Origin of the sequence: Duganella aquatilis, from assembly GCF_009674565.1 — a bacterium.
Classification (GTDB): Bacteria; Pseudomonadota; Gammaproteobacteria; order Burkholderiales; family Burkholderiaceae_D; genus Rugamonas; species Rugamonas aquatilis.
Genome location: NZ_WKJL01000002.1, coordinates 194,523 through 211,732, shown reverse-complemented (window position 1 = coordinate 211,732; position 17,210 = coordinate 194,523). Strand labels below are relative to the sequence as shown.

The 17,210-nt window shown below is 64.6% G+C and carries 17 protein-coding genes; 6 read left to right on the top strand and 11 right to left on the bottom strand.

What is annotated here, in order from left to right; genetic code table 11:
* Nucleotides 1–4 precede the first annotated feature (4 nt).
* The gene (locus GJ698_RS05330; RefSeq protein WP_154356568.1) at nucleotides 5–811 is read left to right on the top strand and encodes an NAD-dependent epimerase/dehydratase family protein; all 807 of its coding nucleotides are present in this window, start codon (nucleotides 5–7) and stop codon (nucleotides 809–811) included.
* On the opposite strand, the gene GJ698_RS05325 is transcribed toward GJ698_RS05330, so the two are convergent.
* The gene (locus GJ698_RS05325; RefSeq protein WP_154356567.1) at nucleotides 808–1,707 is read right to left on the bottom strand and encodes a LysR family transcriptional regulator; all 900 of its coding nucleotides are present in this window, start codon (nucleotides 1,705–1,707) and stop codon (nucleotides 808–810) included. The genes GJ698_RS05330 and GJ698_RS05325 overlap by 4 nt on opposite strands.
* Nucleotides 1,708–1,817: 110 nt before the next feature.
* Between GJ698_RS05325 and GJ698_RS05320 the strand changes: the two genes are divergently transcribed.
* Nucleotides 1,818–2,210, top strand: a complete 393-nt coding sequence (locus GJ698_RS05320; protein WP_154356566.1) for a RidA family protein — start codon at nucleotides 1,818–1,820, stop codon at nucleotides 2,208–2,210.
* On the opposite strand, the gene GJ698_RS05315 is transcribed toward GJ698_RS05320, so the two are convergent.
* From GJ698_RS05315 to lepB, 3 genes are read right to left on the bottom strand one after another with little or no spacing between them, the layout of a single operon-like run.
* Complete coding sequence (locus GJ698_RS05315; RefSeq protein WP_154356565.1) at nucleotides 2,182–4,524, bottom strand: CPBP family intramembrane glutamic endopeptidase; 2,343 nt, start codon at nucleotides 4,522–4,524, stop codon at nucleotides 2,182–2,184. The two genes, GJ698_RS05320 and GJ698_RS05315, sit on opposite strands and share 29 nt — an antisense overlap.
* Nucleotides 4,521–5,261: an ABC transporter ATP-binding protein gene (locus GJ698_RS05310; protein WP_154356564.1), complete on the bottom strand. Its 741-nt coding sequence runs from the start codon at nucleotides 5,259–5,261 to the stop codon at nucleotides 4,521–4,523. Before GJ698_RS05310 ends, GJ698_RS05315 begins: the two co-directional genes overlap by 4 nt.
* 58 nt (nucleotides 5,262–5,319) lie before the next feature.
* Nucleotides 5,320–5,997 (bottom strand): signal peptidase I, encoded by a 678-nt coding sequence (lepB, locus tag GJ698_RS05305; protein WP_154356563.1) that lies wholly within the window; start codon nucleotides 5,995–5,997, stop codon nucleotides 5,320–5,322.
* 90 nt (nucleotides 5,998–6,087) lie between these two features.
* Here lepB and GJ698_RS05300 point away from each other — a divergent pair, with 90 nt between their 5' ends.
* Nucleotides 6,088–6,369 (top strand): hypothetical protein, encoded by a 282-nt coding sequence (locus tag GJ698_RS05300; RefSeq protein ID WP_154356562.1) that lies wholly within the window; start codon nucleotides 6,088–6,090, stop codon nucleotides 6,367–6,369.
* Here GJ698_RS05300 and ggt read toward each other — a convergent pair.
* From ggt to GJ698_RS05265, 7 genes are all read right to left on the bottom strand, one after another.
* Nucleotides 6,311–8,074: a gamma-glutamyltransferase gene (gene ggt, locus GJ698_RS05295; protein WP_154356561.1), complete on the bottom strand. Its 1,764-nt coding sequence runs from the start codon at nucleotides 8,072–8,074 to the stop codon at nucleotides 6,311–6,313. The two genes, GJ698_RS05300 and ggt, sit on opposite strands and share 59 nt — an antisense overlap.
* An 11-nt stretch (nucleotides 8,075–8,085) precedes the next feature.
* On the bottom strand, nucleotides 8,086–8,571 hold the full coding sequence (locus tag GJ698_RS05290; RefSeq protein WP_154356560.1) for a hypothetical protein: 486 nt from the start codon (nucleotides 8,569–8,571) through the stop codon (nucleotides 8,086–8,088).
* Between the two features lie 155 nt (nucleotides 8,572–8,726).
* The gene (gene rpoH / locus GJ698_RS05285; protein ID WP_371865143.1) at nucleotides 8,727–9,614 is read right to left on the bottom strand and encodes an RNA polymerase sigma factor RpoH; all 888 of its coding nucleotides are present in this window, start codon (nucleotides 9,612–9,614) and stop codon (nucleotides 8,727–8,729) included.
* A gap of 243 nt (nucleotides 9,615–9,857) precedes the next feature.
* Nucleotides 9,858–10,778: a permease-like cell division protein FtsX gene (gene ftsX / locus GJ698_RS05280; protein WP_154356559.1), complete on the bottom strand. Its 921-nt coding sequence runs from the start codon at nucleotides 10,776–10,778 to the stop codon at nucleotides 9,858–9,860.
* Complete coding sequence (gene ftsE / locus GJ698_RS05275; RefSeq protein WP_154356558.1) at nucleotides 10,775–11,431, bottom strand: cell division ATP-binding protein FtsE; 657 nt, start codon at nucleotides 11,429–11,431, stop codon at nucleotides 10,775–10,777. The genes ftsX and ftsE overlap by 4 nt, the downstream gene beginning before the upstream one ends.
* 19 nt (nucleotides 11,432–11,450) lie before the next feature.
* Nucleotides 11,451–12,479, bottom strand: a complete 1,029-nt coding sequence (gene ftsY / locus GJ698_RS05270; protein WP_154356557.1) for a signal recognition particle-docking protein FtsY — start codon at nucleotides 12,477–12,479, stop codon at nucleotides 11,451–11,453.
* 128 nt (nucleotides 12,480–12,607) lie between these two features.
* Nucleotides 12,608–13,552 carry a MerR family transcriptional regulator gene (locus tag GJ698_RS05265; RefSeq protein WP_154356556.1) on the bottom strand — a complete coding sequence of 315 codons (945 nt, stop codon included), beginning with the start codon at nucleotides 13,550–13,552 and terminating at the stop codon, nucleotides 12,608–12,610.
* Nucleotides 13,553–13,805: 253 nt separating this feature from the next.
* Here GJ698_RS05265 and GJ698_RS05260 point away from each other — a divergent pair, with 253 nt between their 5' ends.
* The 3 genes from GJ698_RS05260 to GJ698_RS05250 are packed head-to-tail and all read left to right on the top strand — an operon-like array spanning nucleotide 13,806 to nucleotide 17,042.
* The gene (locus GJ698_RS05260; protein WP_154356555.1) at nucleotides 13,806–15,074 is read left to right on the top strand and encodes an NAD(P)/FAD-dependent oxidoreductase; all 1,269 of its coding nucleotides are present in this window, start codon (nucleotides 13,806–13,808) and stop codon (nucleotides 15,072–15,074) included.
* A complete protein-coding gene (locus tag GJ698_RS05255) occupies nucleotides 15,064–15,831 on the top strand; it encodes a DUF1365 domain-containing protein (protein ID WP_371865142.1) in 768 nt (255 codons plus the stop codon). Before GJ698_RS05260 ends, GJ698_RS05255 begins: the two co-directional genes overlap by 11 nt.
* Nucleotides 15,828–17,042, top strand: coding sequence for an SAM-dependent methyltransferase (locus GJ698_RS05250; RefSeq protein WP_154356554.1), 1,215 nt, complete (start codon nucleotides 15,828–15,830; stop codon nucleotides 17,040–17,042). Before GJ698_RS05255 ends, GJ698_RS05250 begins: the two co-directional genes overlap by 4 nt.
* Nucleotides 17,043–17,210 lie beyond the last annotated feature (168 nt).

The window sequence follows — 17,210 nt, the reverse complement described above, 5'->3', positions numbered from 1 at the left end:
AAGCATGGCAAAACCATTCAAACGACTGCTGCTGACCGGCGCCGCCGGCGGCCTCGGCCAGATTCTGCGCGACCGCATCAAGCCTTGGGCCGATGTGGTGGTGCTGTCCGATATCGCCGACATGGGCGAGGCGCGCGAGGGCGAGGAAATCGTCCAGTGCGACCTGGCCGACAAGGCAGCCGTCATGCGGATGATGGAGGGCGTGGAGGCGGTGCTGCACTTCGGCGGCATCTCGACCGAGAACACCTTCGAGAACATCATGCAGGCCAATATCCTGGGCACTGCCAATATCTACGAGGCGGCGCACAAGCATGGCGTCAAGCGCATCATCTTCGCCAGCTCGAACCACACGGTGGGCTTCTACCGCAACACCGACTACATCGACGCCACCGCGCCGACCCGTCCGGATTCGTTCTATGGCGTCAGCAAGTGCTTCGGCGAGCAGCTGGCCAGCTATTACTGGGACCGTGTCGGCCTGGAGACTGTCAGCCTGCGCATCGGCTCCTCGTTCCCGGAGCCGAAGGACCGCCGCATGATGGTGACGTGGCTGAGCTACGACGATCTGGTGGAGGCGCTGCATCGCTCGCTGTTCGCCACGCGCGTCGGCTTCACCGTGTTGTTCGGCATGTCGAACAACGATGTGGCGTGGTGGGACAACAGCAAGGCCTCGCACCTGGGCTACAAGCCGAAGGACAGCTCGTCGCAGTTCGACGCCAGCTTCCCGGACAGCGGGCAGTATCCCGATACCAATGCGTCGGTGACTTACCACGGCGGCGCTTTCGCGCTGGCCGAGATCCGCTACAAGGACTAAAACGTCGCCATCAACTCGTCTATCCACGCGATGAACACCCGCAGCTTGGCGCTGAGGTGGCGATTCTGCGGATAGGCGAGGTATAAGGGCATCGGGTCGATGCGCCAGTCCTGGAACAGCGGCGCCAGCTCGCCGCTGGTCACGTGCGGCTTGGCCATGTAATGCGGCAGCCAGAGCACGCCCATGCCGGCCAGTCCGGCCGCAAGATAGGCATTGCCGTCGTCCGCCGCGACGACGTAGCGGCCTTTCAATTCCACTGATTCTTCTCCGCGCCGCAGTTGCATCGCCGCGATCGTGCCGCTACTGGAGCGCAGGTAGCCGACGATGCGATGCGGCGCTTCATCCAGCGCGGCCGGATGCGCGGGCGTTCCCGCGTCAAGCAGATAGTCCGGCGCCGCGTAGGCGCCCAGCTGCAGGTCGGTGACGCGCCGTGCGACCAGCGATGGTACGGTGATCTCTCCGCCGCGCAGCACGCAGTCGACGTTGTCGCCGATGACGTCGACATTACGGTCGCTGACGCCCATGATGATCTGAATCTCCGGATAGCGCCGATGGAAATCGGGTAGCGCCGGCATCAGCACCATCCTCGCGAAAGGGCTGGGAACATCCACGCGCAGCCGTCCGCGCGGCGTCGCCAGATCGCCGGCGAGGACATCGTCCGCATCTTCCAGGTCGCCGAGCACGCGCACCACGCGCTCGTAGTAGGCGGCGCCTTCCGGCGTCACCTTGACCTGCCGCGTGGTGCGGTTCAGCAGCTTGACGCGCAGGCGCGTTTCCAGCTGCTGCACCAGCTGCGATACCGTCGTCTTGCTCATGTGGAGCGTCTGCGCCGCCTTGGTGAAGCTGCCCGCCTCCACCACGCGCACAAAGGCCAGCAGGGTGTCGAATCTGTCCATGGATTGATTGTTTGGGATCGCCAAACAGTCATTGTACGTCTTGCCTGTTTATCGCCGGGCGTCAGGCTTCTACAGTGGCGGCATTCCATCACCTCACCAAGGAGTTGTTCATGTCCGCACGCGACGTTGTATTTCCCCCGGGCCGCCAGGAGCTGTATGAGCGCAACCGTTATTCGCCGGCCGTCCGTTCCAACGGTTTTCTGTTTGTGTCAGGGCAGGTCGGCAGCCTGCCCGACGGCTCGCCGGAGCCTGAACTGGAGGCGCAGGTACGCCTGGCGTTCCAGAACCTGAACGCGATCCTGGCGGCGGCCGGCAGCAGCTTTGACGATGTGGTCGACGTCACCGTCTTCATCGTCGATCCCGCATCGCGGTTCGAACGCATCTGGTCCGTCGTTCCCGAGTTCTGGGGTGAGGCGCCTTATCCGAACGTGACCGCTGTCGGCGTCACCTGGCTGTATGGTTTCGATTTCGAGATCAAGGTGATTGCCAAAACTGCGAGCTGAGAATGGCCGCGTTGTAGGTGGCGTGGACCAGCATCGGCGCCAGCAGGGTTTTGCTGCGCTCGTAGGTCCAGGCCGTGCATAGACCCAGCACGAAGACCGGCAGCATCGACAGCGGAGGATGGACTACCGCGAACACCGCCGCGCTCATCACCATCGCCTGCGGCGCTTTCATCGAGCGTCGCAGGCCGCCGTAGATCAGACCACGGAAGATGAATTCCTCGCACAGCGGCGCCGCCACCACGGCCAGCGCCAGTATCCAGGCGCGGCTGCCGGCCAGCACCGATGCGGGCGCCGACTTCAGCATCTCGTTCCACAGCGCCGTATGCTGGATCGCGGCCAGGTAGCCGAGTCCCACCGCGCCGGCGACAGCGGCGGCGATGGCGGCGCTGCGCAGCGATACCCCGATGTCGATGCCGCGCAGGATCACCGGTACGCCGGCCGCCTTGCTGCGCCAGTAGACGTAGCGCATCAGCACATAGATGGTCAGTCCGGAGATGCTGAAGGCGATGGTCATGGCCTTCAGGTCGGACTTGCCGATGATGAGCAGGAGCACGCCCTGCAGGATGAAGAACGCGGTGGCGGCGATCAGGCCGTCGGCGGTGGAGACGCGCGACGGCGGCGCGGCGGCCGGGTCGAGCAGGTAGGGCAGGGCGTCGCGCGCTTTCTGCCACAGCGCCAGCGCCATCGAGCCGACCAGCACCATCACCACCAGCTTTTGCGACCACACATTGCTGTAGATCGACCAGGTGTAGAAGCTGGCCAGCAGCATGTAGAGATAGACGTAGGTGGGCCGCACGCGGGCGCGCGCTTCCACCGCCAGCGGATCGCAGGCAAACACGCCGAGCGACACGGCGATCATCGAGTAGATCGGAATGCCGGCGAAGACGATCAGCACCAGCACCAGCTGCTCCCATTCGAACGACGCGGTGTACCACGCGCTCATGCCGATCACGATGGCCGGATAGGCCAGCGCCAGCGTGCCCCACAGCTGCGCCTTTTCCTTCAACATGCTTTCGATGGAGCGCGGCACGGTGTACAGCAGCCACAGGACATGGCCTTCGTTGTTCAGCGTCTGAAAGGCCGACAGCATCAGCACATAGACGCCGATGCCGAAGGCGATGGAGGCAGCCACCAGATGGTGGTCGCCCAGCTCTGCCATGCTATCGAGCTTGCCGTTGAAGACCACCTGGCTGCCGACGATGATCACCGGCAGCAGCAAGGTCTGGAACAGGAAGTTGCGGTCGCGGCTCAGCAGGCGCAGCTCGCGGCGCTTGAGCGGCGACAGCAGCGCGTCCAGCCAGCGCGGCTGCGCCACACCGGCCGGCGCCACGCGGCGCACGCTTTCGCGCGCGCCGGAATTGACCACGCCGTGGCGCAGCTGATGGCGCAGCAGCGCCATGCCGGCCCACATCGTCACGGCGATTTCCGCCAGCAGCAGCGCCACGTGCGACGCCACCTGGCCGATGTCCTGGGCCTGAATCGCCTGCAGCACCAGGCCGGGCGGCAGCCAGCCGGCCCAGGCGGGCGCGGCGCGCGCCCAGTTCATCGCGAAGCCGTTCGCCTGTGGCATGCCGAGCGCCATGACGAAGTAGATCAACGGCAGATTCAGCAAGCCGGTCACCGCCTGCAGGTTGCGCAGCTGCGCGGCGGGCAGCCACATGCGCAGGCCCGTATCGGCCAGCGTGTGCAGCATGGCCGCCAGCGGCAGTAGCGCGGCGGCCGCCAGCAGCGCGATCGGAATCGTGCTCCACGCGTAGCCGGAATACCAGGCGATCACGCCGTAGGCCGGCAGCAGCGCGAACCAGCCGGCGATGTTGCTGGCGCTGCGTTCCAGCACGCGGCCCCATAGCAGCGTGCCGCGCGACACCGGCATCGTCACCAGCCATTCCAGATCCCAGTCCGGCTGCGCCAGTTCCTTGTTCCCCAGCGGGAGCAGCACGGCGACCAGCAGCAGTATCGTCACTTCCATCGTCAGGCCGCGCATCAGCGCCGGAGAAAACGGCGCGGTGGCCAGTTCTTCTTCCGCGATGTGCAGCTCGGTGTGGCGCTCGCCCTGTTTGTCGACATAGCGGCATTCGCTGGCCTGGTCCAGCTGGCATTGCATGTTGAGCACCACGTTGTGCGACATGACGACGAAGGAGAACGACATTATCGTCACCATCGCCAGCGTCAGGACCCACAGGCTGCTGCGCTTGCCGCCGCTGGTGTCGCATGGCTTTTTCTTTTTGAAGCGGAACAGGTTGTTGAACAGCATATTGCGCTGGCGCGCCAGGCGCATGCGCGTCATCAGCCAGATGGTGTGCAGCGCGGTCATTGCGCCGTCTCTTCGGCGGCTTCGTCGGTGATCTTCAGGAACACGTCTTCCAGCGAGCCGCTGGCGGAGGATTCGGCGCGGATTTCATCCAGCGTGCCGGTGGCCACCAACTGGCCGTGGTGGATGATGCCGACGCGGTCGCACAGCTTCTCGGCCATGTCCAGCAGGTGGGTGGAGACGAAGATGGTGACGCCGCGCGCGGCAGCCGCCAGCAGGCGCTCCTGCACCTCGCGCGAGGCGCGCGGATCGAGGCCGTTGATCGGTTCGTCGAGGATCAGCACCGCCGGGTCGTGGATCAGCGCGCACGCCAGGCCGAGGCGCTTCTTCATGCCCAGCGAGTAGTTGACGGCGTAGTCTTCGCCGGCTTCGGTCAGGCCGAATTCCGCCAGCAGCCGGGTGCTGCGCGCGGCCGCGTCGGCGCGTGCAAAGCCGTGCATCTCGGCGACGAATTGCAGGATCTCGCGGCCGCGCAGGTAGTCGTAGAAGATCGGCGTGTCGGGCAGGTAGCCGACGCGGCGCTTCACTTCGGCCGGCTCGGCATGGCAATCGAGGCCGTCGATCAGCACCTGGCCGCCGCTGGGCACCAGGATGCCCATCATCATGCGGATGGTGGTGGTCTTGCCGGCGCCGTTGGGACCGAGGAAGCCGAACACTTCGCCGCGCCGCACGGTCAGCGTCAGCGGTTTGACGGCATTGAAGCTGCCGTAGATTTTGGACAGGCCCTGGAACTCGATCATGTTTGCACCGAAAATGTTATGAATTTACTACATCATCATAACACCGCCGGCGCCGATTTTATTGCTTTGGATAGAGGCTCATGCCGAAGCGCTCGGTGCGCGGCATCCAGTTGCCGGTGATGTCGGCCGAGGCCAGCACGCGTTCGGCGCGGCCGATCAGCAGCGCACGCGGCACCAGGCCGATGTAGCGCGAATCTTCGCTGTTGTCGCGGTTATCGCCCAGCATCATGTACTGGCCGGGCGGCACCACCAGCGCGGCGAAATTGCGGCGCGCCTGGATCTGCGGCAGGAACTGGATGGTGTGGCGGCTCTCGCCGACCGCTTCGTCGACGCGCACGGCGGCCAGGTCGCCGATGCCGTGGATGGTTTCGATGCCGTGGCCCTGCGCGGTGTAGCCGGCGGTCTGGCCGTTGATGATCAACTCTTCGTTGCGCATTTCGACGCGGTCGCCGGGCAGGGCGACCACGCGCTTGATCAGGCGCGTGCCGTTGAGCGGCGACGAGAAGGTGACGATGTCGCCGCGCCGCGGCTCGCCGGTCGGACTGATGACGATGTCGGTCAGCGGCACCTTGACGTTGTAAGCCAGGCGATTGACGAACACCACGTCGCCCTCCAGCAGGTTGGGATGCATGGAGCCCGAGGGAATCGGATTCCAGTCGGCGACGGCGGTGCGGAAGATCCCGAACAGCGCCAGGAACAGTAAAAAGCCTTTATTGGCGCGCAACCATTTGTTCATGTCTTCCCCCAAGTGAGTGATGTTGTTGGCGTGTGGCCGGTATTAATATTGTGAGCAGATTCTTAATCACGGCTTAGCCGCGGAGGCTTCATGAAACCCCACGATCTGCCATTGGCCAATGTATCGTTGGCGTCCACCCTGATCGGCAATACGGTGCTGGCGCTGATGAGCGAACCGGAAGACGCGCGCAGCGGTCCGGAGGACATGGAGGTGCTGGTGCGCACGGTCAGCCGCTGCCTCGGCTTCGGCGCCGACGCGGGGCCGCATCACGCACAGGCGTGCGCGATGGCGGCGGGGGTCATGCGTGAACTGCTTAGTGAGCGCTCTTCTGCACCAGCGCACTGCCTATCCCGTGGCGGTGGCCTTCGCTGACCGCCGTCACTGTGCCGTCCGGGTTGAACACCAGCGCGTTGGCGGCGCCGATTTCTTCCGCATCCTTGTTCCAGTGCTGGCCGGTTTTCTCCAGCGCCTGCGCCTGCGCGCTGGCGGCGAAGCCCGGCTCCACATCGGTGGCCAGGCCGTTGCGCTCGGACAGGCGCGGCGCGTTCACCGCGTCCGGCATCGACATGCCGAGGTCGACGTAGTTGAAGATGGTCTGCAGCACGGTGGTGATGATGGTGGCGCCGCCAGGGCTGCCGATCGAGAACGCCGGCTTGCCGTTCCTGAACGCCAGCGTCGGCGACATGCTGCTGCGCGGGCGCTTGCCGGCTTCCGGCACGTTGGGCGCCGGGCCGGAGAAGTCGAAGTCAGTCATCTCGTTATTCAGCAGGAAGCCGTAGCCCGGCACCACGATGCCGCTGCCGCCCCACGACTCGATGGTGTAGGTGTAGGAGACGATGTTGCCGTCCTTGTCCGACACGGTCAGGTGGGTGGTGTGCGCGCCTTCGGCGATCAGCTTGTTGGCGTTGGGACGCAGCGGCACGCTGACGTCGTTCTGGAACGGATAGGGATCGCCGGCCGGCGCCTGGGCGCTGGCCTGTTCCGGATTGATCAGTTCGCGGCGGCGCGCGGCATAGTCCTTGTTCAGCAGGCCGGCCACCGGCGCGTCGATGAATTCAGGATCGGCCAGGTAGGCGTTGCGGTCGGCGAAGGCCAGGCGGCTCGCCTCCAGGTACAGGTGTTCGGCCTTGGCGCGCGGCATGGACTTGAGGTCGTAGCCTTCCAGGATATTCAGCGCTTCGGCCACGGCGATGCCGCCGCTGCTCGGCAGCGGCATGCCGTATAAATCGTAGCCGCGATACGTGCTGTGCACCGGCTGGCGCAGGCGCGCTTCGTAGTTGGCCAGATCGGCCAGCGTCATCTTGCCGGGGTTGACCTGCACGCCCGGCGCGGTGGCCGGCGCGTTGACCGCGTCGACGACGGCGCGCGCCATCTTGCCGCTGTAGAAAGCTTTCACGCCGCCGGCGCCCAGTTCGCGGTAAGCCCTGGCCAGGTCCGGATTGCGCAGCGTGCTGCCGGCCGGGATGGCCTTGCCGTTCTTCAGGTACAGCGCGGCGGTGGCGGGGAACATGGCGAACTTGGCTTCATTGCCCTGCACCAGGTGCGAGAAGTTGTCGCTGACCTTGAAGCCCTTGGTGGCGACGTCGATGGCCGGCGCCAGCACCTGCTTGAACGACATCGAACCGTAGCGGTCCAGCGCCTCGTGCCAGCCGCGCACCGTGCCCGGCACGCCGACCGACATGCCGCTGGCCACCACCGTTTCAAAGTCCAGCTCCTTGCCATCCTTCTGGAACACGGTCGGCGTGAAGCTGGCCGGCGCCGTTTCGCGGTGGTCGATGGTGATCACGCGCTTGTCCTTGGCCAGGTAGATGACCATCAGGCCGCCGCCGCCGATGCCGCAGCTGAACGGATCGGTCACGCCCAGCGTGGCGGCCGCCGCCACAGCCGCATCCACCGCGTTGCCGCCCTTGTTCAGGATGGCGATGGCGGCTTGCGAGGCGGGTTCGCTGATGGTGGCGACAGCGCCGCCGGTGCCGGTGGCAACCGGCGTCTTGGCGAAGCTGAGGCCGGGCAGGGCCAGGGAAAGGAAAATGGAGGAAACGAGAACGGTGCGGGCGGGACGGGAGATCGGGGTCATGTGGGCCGTGTTCAAGGAGAGTTTATGTTGCTCACCTTTAAGCTTACCCGATAATCCGGCGGCGCCTCATTTTTCGCCGGCACCTGTTGCGGTTCGAAGCCGGCCAGCGTGAAGGTCAGGCCATGCTGTGTCACCGTGGCGGTGCCGTTGGGCATGCTTTCCGACAGCACAAAGTTGCTGGACGTGCCGTCCGGATGCGACAGCGCGAAGCTGAAGCTGATATAGCCGGCCCACACGCACACCGCGCCGGCGCGGCAGCGGCTGTCGTTGACGCGGTCCAGCCGCAGCACGGGCGCGGCGGCGCCGATGCTGGCGTTGCTGCCGGCCACCGCCGCCGGCGTGATGTCGACGCTGGCGCCCTGGCGCAGCGTGTAGGTGGTGGTGAAATGCGCCGGCGCGGCGGCGCGGCCGTTGGCGGAACCGCAGGCGTACAGGGTGGCCATCAAGGCCACCAGCAAGGGCAGCACGATCAGCTGCCGTAATATTGTTGTTTTCATCTCAGACCTCTTGCCTCAATTGAAGGCAAGCTTAACAAAAAGACCATGGGCGTGGCGCACGAACGGCACGACCTCAGCGTTAGCTCAACGATGGCCCAAAAAAAATTGCCGCCGGCGCGAACGCCAGCGGCAATCGGGGAACAGCAGCGCGGGGCTTAGACGTAAGCGGCCAGCGCGCCTTTCATTTTCTTCAAAGCAGCAGCCTCGATCTGGCGGATGCGCTCGGCCGATACGCCGAACTCTTCCGCCAGCGTGTGCAGCGTCGCGCCGGAACCGTCGTCGTTGGCCAGCCAGCGCGCTTCGATGATGCGGCGCGAACGGGCGTCGAGCTTGCTCAACGCTTCTTCCAGGCCTTCCGATTGCAGGCGGGTCACCTGTTCGGCTTCCAGCACGCGGGTCGGCTCCGAGGCTTCGGACGACAGGTAAGCGATCGGCGCGAACTTGTCATCTTCATCATCGGTAGGCGATTCCAGCGCGATGTCGCGGCCGCTCAGGCGCGTTTCCATCTCGATCACTTCCTCGCGCTTGACGTCCAGCGTCTTGGCCAGTTGATCGATCTGGGCAGGCGTCATCGCGTCCAGGCCGGTCTTGTGGCTGCGCAGGTTGAAGAACAGCTTGCGCTGGGCCTTGGTCGTTGCCACTTTGACCAGACGCCAGTTCTTCAGGATGTATTCATGCATCTCGGCCTTGATCCAGTGCATGGCGTAGGACACCAGACGCACGCCCTGGTCAGGGTCGAAGCGCTTGACTGCCTTCATCAGGCCGATATTGCCTTCCTGGATCAGGTCGCCGTGCGGCAGGCCATAGCCCAGATAGCCACGGGCGATCGAGACCACCAGACGCAGGTGGGACATCACCAGCCGTTCGGCGGCGCCCAGGTCGTTCTGGTCCTTCAGGCGTTTGCCCAGGGAAATTTCTTCGTCGTGCGTCAGCATCGGCAGGCGATTGACGGCCGAAATGTAGGCATCCAGGTTACCCAGGTTGCCACTAAACCCGAGTCCCAGAGCACTGTTTTTCGCAGGTACCACGGACATCATAGTCATTTTCGTTTCCTTCGCTTGTGATTGCTTATGAGCACTTATGTACTCTGTCGGACATATATTAGCACTCTCTGTCGTTGAGTGCCAATCATCCAAAATAAATGGGTCCGATAGTAAAAATACTATCGGGACTTCCGTTGTATTAAGAATGCGCGATGGATCTTAGGGAGGGCTTAACAATGAAAGCATGCTAGGCCGAAGGGAGGGCCGGTTCCGTGCGCGGACGCACGGAACGGTCTGGCGGACTCAGTTGAGGCGGGCGGTATGGCGGGTGACGGACAGGCGCGCGGCGATCAGGCCGAGGCCGGCGGACAGCGCCAGCAGCGCGGCGATGGCCACCGGCGGCAGCGGCGCCAGCTGGAATTCCGAGGCGTACAGCCTTGCAAATTCGGCAATCGCTGTGTTCAGCGGACGCAGCGCCAGGGTCACCGCGCCCAGCGCCAGCGCGCCGGCGCACAGGCCCAGCAGGGCGCCGGTGTAATAAAAGGGGCGGTGGATGAAGCTGTCGGTCGCGCCGATCAGCTTGGACACCAGGATTTCCTCGCGCTGGGTCATCACCTGCAGGCGGATGGTGTTGAAAATCACCGCCACCACCACCGTGCCCAGCGTGGCCGCCAGCAGCAGCAGCGCCAGCCGCAGGATATTGATCAGCGCGGCCAGGCGCTTGACCCAGGCCGAATCGACCTGCACCGTGTCGACGCCCGGCAAGGCGCGGATCTGCTCGGCCAGCTGGTCGACGTCGCCGCCGGCCTGGGCGTTGCGGAAGGCGTCCAGCTTCAGCACATAGCTGTCCGGCAGCGGGTTGTCGCCCAGGGTGGCCAGCACGTCGGCCAGGCCGTTCTTGTCCTTCAGGTTTTCCAGCGCTTTTTCACGCGGCGTGAAGACGATCTTGGCCTGCTTGTCGCGCACGGTCTGGCGCAGCTGCACGGCCAGCGCCTCGGCCTGGTCGCGCGGCGTGTCCTGCTTCAGGAAGATGCTGATTTCCGGATCGACCGACAGCGATTCCGACATCGGCCGCACATTGTCGAGCAGCGTCACGCCCATGAAGGGCAGGGCCAGCGCGATGGCGACCACTAATATATTGAACAGGAAACCGCCCGGCGAGCGGCGCAGGTGCACCAGCGCGGCGGACAGGGCGTAGCGGTGTTGGCGGAACCAGTACGTCATGCCGGCACCTCCACCTGGCCCTGGTTGAGATGGATGACGCGCGCGGCGGCGTCCAGCATCACCTCGTCATGGCTGGAGATCAGGCAGGTGACGCCGACCGAGTTGAAGGCCTTCAGCGCGTCCAGCACCTTGTTGGCGCTGGCGCGGTCCAGGTTGGCGGTCGGTTCGTCGGCCAGGATCACCTGCGGACGGTTGACGATGGCGCGCGCGATCGACACGCGCTGCTGCTCGCCGCCGGACAAGGCCAGCGGCTGGGCATTGGCGCGGTCGCCCAGGCCGACCTTGTCGAGGGCGGCGCGGGCGCGCTGCTCGGCCTGCGTCTTCGAGGCGCCGGTGACCAGCAGCGGCAGCATGACGTTGGCCAGCACGGTGCGGTCGGTCAGCAGCCGCTGTTGCTGGAAGATCAGGCCCAGGTTGCGGCGCAGGAAGGGCACGGCGGACGGCTTGATGCGGGCGATGTCCTGGCCGTTGACGATCACCTGCCCGGAACTCGGGCGTTCCATGGCGGCAATCATTTTCATCAGGGTGGATTTGCCGGCGCCGGATGGACCCGCCAGAAAGACCAGTTCGCCTTTTTCGACCGTCAGCGAGATGTCGCGCAGCGCCATCACTTCGGAAGAGTATTGTTTCGAGACGTTCCGGAATTCGATCATAGAGGTCTGGTGATGTTGGTTAGCCAAGCAGTGCTTCTACAAATTCGGCAGCCACGAAGGGCTGCAGGTCTTCAATCTTCTCGCCCACGCCGATGAAGTACACCGGCACCGGCCGCACGCGCGCGATGGCCGCCAGCACGCCGCCCTTGGCGGTGCCGTCCAGCTTGGTGATCACCAGGCCGGTCAGCTTGAGGGCGTCGTCGAAGGCTTTCACTTGCGCCAGCGCATTTTGCCCGGTATTGCCGTCGATCACCAGCAGAGTTTCGTGCGGTGCGCCGTCCATGCCCTTGCCGAGCACGCGCTGGACTTTTTTCAGCTCTTCCATCAGGTGCAGCTGGGTCGGCAGGCGGCCGGCGGTGTCGATCATGACCACGTCCATGCCCTTGGCCTTGCCGGACTGCACGGCGTCGAACGACACGGCGGCCGGGTCGCCCGAGGCTTGCGAGATCACGGTGATGTTGTTGCGCTGGCCCCAGACCATCAGTTGCTCGCGGGCGGCGGCGCGGAAGGTGTCGCCGGCGGCCAGCAGCACCGACTGGCCGTGGGTCTGCATGTGCTTGGCCAGCTTGCCGATGGTGGTGGTCTTGCCGGCGCCGTTGACGCCGGAGATCATCATCACGGTTGGCGTGTGGCGGCCCAGTTCGAAGGGACGCTGCAGCGGCGTCAGCAGTTCGATCAGCAGCTGTTTCAGCGCGGCCTTGACGGCGGCGGCGTCGAGCAGCTTGTCTTCCTTGACCTTGCGCTTGAGGGCGTCCAGCAGATAGGTGGTGGCGTCGACGCCGGCGTCGGCCATCAGCAGCGCGGCTTCCAGTTCGTCGTACAGGTCGTCGTCGATCTTGGCGCCGACGAACAGCACCGACAGGTTGTTGGAGGTTTTCGACAGGCCGGCCTTCAGGCGCGCCATCCACGATTGTTTTTTCTCCGCCGGTTCTTCGATCGGCAGCAGGTCGGGGAGGTCGGGCGCGGGGGCGGCTACGGGAGCAGGGGCGACGACAGGCGCCGCAGGCGCTTCGGGAGCGACAGGTTTTTTCTTGAAGAAGCTGAACATGGATATTGAGTAGGGGTGCTGGCCAGCACAAAGTTTGCCCATTCTACCAGAGCGTCAACCCGCACTACCATAGAGGGGTCTGACCCCGTACGGGGTCAGACCCCGCAGCGGACCGTCGTGCGGGGTGCTTACGCGGCCGGCAGACCCGCGTGACGCGCCCGCCACTCGCCGATCGCCTTGGCCAGATCAGCCAGCTCGAACACCCGCACATACGCCGGCTTGCGCCGCTTCAGCGCCGCATTATTACCGCCCGCCCACAGATCGGCACAACCGGCCAGGCGGGTATGCAGCTCGGCCAGGCCATCCAGCACCTGGCGCGGATTCATCGCCACCGAGAACGACAGCGCAATGATGTCGACCCGCTGCACGCGCGCCGCTTCCACGATATCCAGCAGCGGCGTCTGCACGCCCAGCGAAATGCAGTGCGCGCCTTCGGCCACGCACATGGCCTCGGCCATCAGCAGGCCCAGGCCGTGGCGTTCCTGCGGCAGCGTGGTCAGCAGGATGCGCGGCGCGCCGACATTGTTGGCGTTGGCCTGCGGCATGGCGAAGATGGCGCTGCGCATCACCACCGTCAGCGACTCGGTATACAAGTGTTCCTCGAACGTGGCCAGCTGGCCGCTGGCCCAGGCTTCGCCGATCAGCGCGGTCAGCGGTGCCACCAGCTCGATCACGAAGCTCTTCAAGCCCATCATCAGCAGCGCCTGCGACAGCTTGCGGCGCATGGCTTCCATCTGGTGGCTTTTGCACAAGTCGAGATAGGTTTGCAGCTCGGGCGCCGGCGCTGCCGGCCCGGTGCGGCCGCTGGCCTTGCCGGTCAGGGCCTGCAATTCGGCGGTGCTGAACTGGATCACCTTGCCGGGACGGAAACCGAGGTCGATCAGGCGTTTCACCAGGCGCAGCTTGTGGACCTGCTCGATCGGGTAGACCCGTTCGCCATTGGGATCGCGCAGCGGCTGCGGAAAGTCGTAACGGCGCTCCCACACGCGCAGGGTTTCCTTGGCCACGCCGGTGTCGCGTTCGACGTCGCTGATGGTGCTAGGAACTGGTTGTGAGGAAACTGTATTAGTCATCAGGCAATAGGCGGCTGCGGGTTTGGGGCAGTCACGAGGGTTGGGCACAGGGTTCGGGTGCACAGGTAGCGCCCGTCATTTTACAGCCGATTTTGACGCGAAAGTAACGCATCCAAAACAGCGTTTGATGCGTATAAGTTATGGCGAAACTGCTTGTCCACGACACACAGTTGACATCTAGAACTATTTAACTGAATATCGTTTTTGCTCTGCATTTGTCCAGGACAAAAATATTTTGTTTAGGTGAAAAATAATGAAGATAGCTGTTGTAGGCAGCGGAATTTCCGGTCTTTCCTGTGCTTATCGCTTGATTCGTGCGGGCAATGACGTCCATTTATATGAGGCGGGCAGCCATTTCGGCGGCCATAGTCATACGGTGGATGTGACGATGGATGGCGTCACCCATGGCGTCGACACCGGTTTCCTGGTGTTCAACCACCGCACCTATCCGCTGCTGACGGCGCTGTTTGACGAGCTTGGCGTCAGCACGGCGCCCAGCGAAATGGGCTTCTCCGTCAAAGTGCCGGCGGGCGGGCGCATGCTGGAATGGGCCGGCGGCGATCTGGACCAGGTGTTCTGCCAGCGCGGCAATCTGCTGCGGCCCGCTTTCCTGCGCATGCTGCGCGATATTTTGCGTTTCAACCGGGCCGCCACCGCCCTGGTCCATCACGGCGCACCACAGATCAGCTTGGGATCTTACCTTGATGCGCAAGGATACAGCACACAGTTTCGCCAGTGGTATTTATTACCGATGGCGGCGTGCATCTGGTCCTGTCCGGCGCAGCAGATGCTGGCATTTCCACTGGCTAGCTTTGTACAGTTCTGTCATAACCACGGCTTGCTGCAAGTGAACCAGCGCCCGCAGTGGCACACGGTGCGCGGCGGTTCGCGCGAATACGTGCGGCGCCTGCTGGCGGCCATGCCCCGGCAGTATTTGAACACGCCGGTGCAGTCGGTGGCGCGCGATGCGCTGGGCTTGACGCTGGTCAGCGCGCAGGGCGGCGCGCGCTACGACCAGGTGGTGCTGGCCTGCCACAGCGACCAGTCGCTGGCGCTGCTGCGCGACGCCACCGACGACGAACGTAGCGTGCTGTCGGCGGTGCGTTATCAGCCGAATCGCGCGCTGCTGCATACCGACACCAGTTGCCTGCCGGCGCAGCGCAAGGCGTGGTCGGCGTGGAATTACCAGGGCAGCGGCGGCGCCGATCCGCGCGTGTGCGTGCACTACCTGATCAACAAGCTGCAACCGCTGCCGTTCGAGCAGCCGCTGATCGTGTCGCTCAATCCCATCGACGCGCCGCGCGCGGAGTGCGTGCTGCAGGAGTTCTCGTATGCGCATCCGGTGTTCGACGAGGCGGCGGTGGCGGCGCAGCGCCGCCTGCATACACTGCAGGGACGCGGCGGCATCTGGTTTGCCGGCGCGTGGACCGGCTACGGCTTCCATGAAGACGGCCTGAAATCCGGCCTGGCGGTGGCGGCGGCCATCATTTCGCGCGCGGCGCAGGTGGCCCGTGCAGCCTGAGGCCACGCCGCAGCTGTGCTTCGGCCAGGTGCGGCACCTGCGCCTGCGTCCGGTGCGCCATGGCTTTCGCTATCGGACCTATTTTGTGCGGCTGCCGTTGCGGACGCTGGGCGGGCGCGATTTCGGCTGCCGCCTGTTTGCGCGCAACCGCCGCAACCTGCTGTCCTTCTACGACAGCGACTACGGCGACGGCCGCCAGCCTTTGCTGCAATGGATAGACGGCCTGCTGGCGGCCGAGGGCGTGCGCGACGCCGACGGCGAAGTGTGGCTGCAGACCATGCCGCGCGTGCTGGGCTATGCCTTCAATCCGGTGTCGTTCTGGTTCTGCCACCGCGCGGACGGCGCACTGCGCGCCATCGTCGCCGATGTGCACAACACCTTTGGCGAACGCCATTGCTATCTGCTGGAGACGGGCGGCGCGATCAGCGCGGCCGATGAACTCGCGGCGCGCAAGATCTTTCACGTGTCGCCGTTCTGCGACGTGCAGGGCGGCTATCGCTTCCGTTTTTACTGCGGCAGCCAGCGCAGCATGGCGCGCATCGATTACGACGACGAACTGGGACCGCTGCTGGAAACCAGCCTGTCCGGCCGCGCCGTTGCGCTCGACAACCGCAGCACGGCGCGCGCTTTCTGCGCTTATCCGCTGATGACGTTCGGCGTGATGTTCCGCATTCACTGGCAGGCGCTCCGGCTCTGGCTGCGCCGCGTGCCGTTCTTCCGCAAACCTGAACCGCCCCAACAGAAGGTGTCCCGATGAATACCAAGTCCCTGCGCGCGCCGACGTCGCTGCCCATCGATGAAAAACTGCCGGCGGTCGCGCGCGTGATGATCAAGGCCTTGCGCAGGCTGAAGCACGGCGCCTTGCTGCTGCGCCGGCCGGACGGCTCGCATCAATTGTTCGGCGACGGTTCGCTCCCGGTCGTGCTGGAGCTGGTCAGCTGGAAGCCGTGCAGCGCGGCCCTGCGCAGCGGCGATATCGGCTTTGCCGAATCCTTCATCGCCGGCGAGTGGAAGACCGACAACCTGGCCGGCCTGCTGGCGCTGTTGATACGCAATCGCGGCGAGATGGAAGAGATGGTGTATGGCAGTTGGTGGGGCAGCCTGCTGTATCGGCTCAAGCATCTGCTGCACCGCAACTCGCGCGCGGGCAGCCGCAAGAATATCCATGCGCACTACGACATCGGCAACGCCTTCTACCAGCTGTGGCTCGATCCGACGATGACCTATTCCAGCGCCATCTTCAGCGACGGCGCCGACCTGGCGGCGGGGCAGATGGCCAAGTACCGTCGCATTGTCGGCCAGCTGGCATTGCAGCCGGGCGCGCGCGTGCTGGAAATCGGCTGCGGCTGGGGCGGCTTTGCGGAGACGGCGGCGCGCGAAGCGCAGGCGCACGTGACGGGGCTGACCTTGTCGACCGAGCAGCTCGGCTATGCGCGCCAGCGCCTGGCTGACGCCGGCCTGGCGCAGCGCGCAGACCTGCGCCTGTGCGACTACCGCGATTGCGCCGGCCAGTTCGACGCCATCGTTTCCATCGAAATGTTCGAGGCGGTGGGCGAGCGCTATTGGCCGGACTATTTCGCCTGCCTGGCGCGTAACCTGAAGCCGGGCGGCCGCGCCTGCATCCAGACCATCACGATCGACGAGGCGCTGTTCGCGCGCTACCGCCAGGGCACGGACTTTATCCAGCAGTACATCTTTCCCGGCGGGATGCTGCCGGCGCCGTCGGCATTTCGCCGCATGGCGGCGCAGCACGGCCTGCGCGTGGTGGACGAATTCCGCTTCGGGCTCGACTACGCGGACACCTTGCTGCAATGGCGCCAGCGCTTCCTGCTGCAAAGCGGCGCGGTGGCGGCGCAAGGTTTCGATCACCGCTTCATGTTGACGTGGGAGTTCTACCTGGCGTATTGCGAAGCCGCTTTCCGGGCCGGAAATACCGATGTTATGCAGTTCACGCTGCTTAAGGCGTAGGCATTCAGTGCGTTATTGAATCAATTTCATGCACCAAATGAGTGCGGTGGTGCAAAAAAATGCACCGATTTGTCTCCTGAATACAACAGGTAGCAATTTCTTACAATTCGGTAACGTAATGCAACGCGGTTCGCTTTTCACAAAATTTACTACACAAATAAAGCTGTA

Bases quoted from the DNA above. Each gene is read 5' to 3' on its own strand.
- GJ698_RS05330 (WP_154356568.1), top strand. From the start codon at position 5: ATGGCAAAACCATTCAAACGACTGCTGCTGACCGGCGCCGCCGGCGGC.
- GJ698_RS05325 (WP_154356567.1), bottom strand. From the start codon at position 1,707: ATGGACAGATTCGACACCCTGCTGGCCTTTGTGCGCGTGGTGGAGGCG.
- GJ698_RS05320 (WP_154356566.1), top strand. From the start codon at position 1,818: ATGTCCGCACGCGACGTTGTATTTCCCCCGGGCCGCCAGGAGCTGTAT.
- GJ698_RS05315 (WP_154356565.1), bottom strand. From the start codon at position 4,524: ATGACCGCGCTGCACACCATCTGGCTGATGACGCGCATGCGCCTGGCG.
- GJ698_RS05310 (WP_154356564.1), bottom strand. From the start codon at position 5,261: ATGATCGAGTTCCAGGGCCTGTCCAAAATCTACGGCAGCTTCAATGCC.
- lepB (WP_154356563.1), bottom strand. From the start codon at position 5,997: ATGAACAAATGGTTGCGCGCCAATAAAGGCTTTTTACTGTTCCTGGCG.
- GJ698_RS05300 (WP_154356562.1), top strand. From the start codon at position 6,088: ATGAAACCCCACGATCTGCCATTGGCCAATGTATCGTTGGCGTCCACC.
- ggt (WP_154356561.1), bottom strand. From the start codon at position 8,074: ATGACCCCGATCTCCCGTCCCGCCCGCACCGTTCTCGTTTCCTCCATT.
- GJ698_RS05290 (WP_154356560.1), bottom strand. From the start codon at position 8,571: ATGAAAACAACAATATTACGGCAGCTGATCGTGCTGCCCTTGCTGGTG.
- rpoH (WP_371865143.1), bottom strand. From the start codon at position 9,614: ATGACTATGATGTCCGTGGTACCTGCGAAAAACAGTGCTCTGGGACTC.
- ftsX (WP_154356559.1), bottom strand. From the start codon at position 10,778: ATGACGTACTGGTTCCGCCAACACCGCTACGCCCTGTCCGCCGCGCTG.
- ftsE (WP_154356558.1), bottom strand. From the start codon at position 11,431: ATGATCGAATTCCGGAACGTCTCGAAACAATACTCTTCCGAAGTGATG.
- ftsY (WP_154356557.1), bottom strand. From the start codon at position 12,479: ATGTTCAGCTTCTTCAAGAAAAAACCTGTCGCTCCCGAAGCGCCTGCG.
- GJ698_RS05265 (WP_154356556.1), bottom strand. From the start codon at position 13,552: ATGACTAATACAGTTTCCTCACAACCAGTTCCTAGCACCATCAGCGAC.
- GJ698_RS05260 (WP_154356555.1), top strand. From the start codon at position 13,806: ATGAAGATAGCTGTTGTAGGCAGCGGAATTTCCGGTCTTTCCTGTGCT.
- GJ698_RS05250 (WP_154356554.1), top strand. From the start codon at position 15,828: ATGAATACCAAGTCCCTGCGCGCGCCGACGTCGCTGCCCATCGATGAA.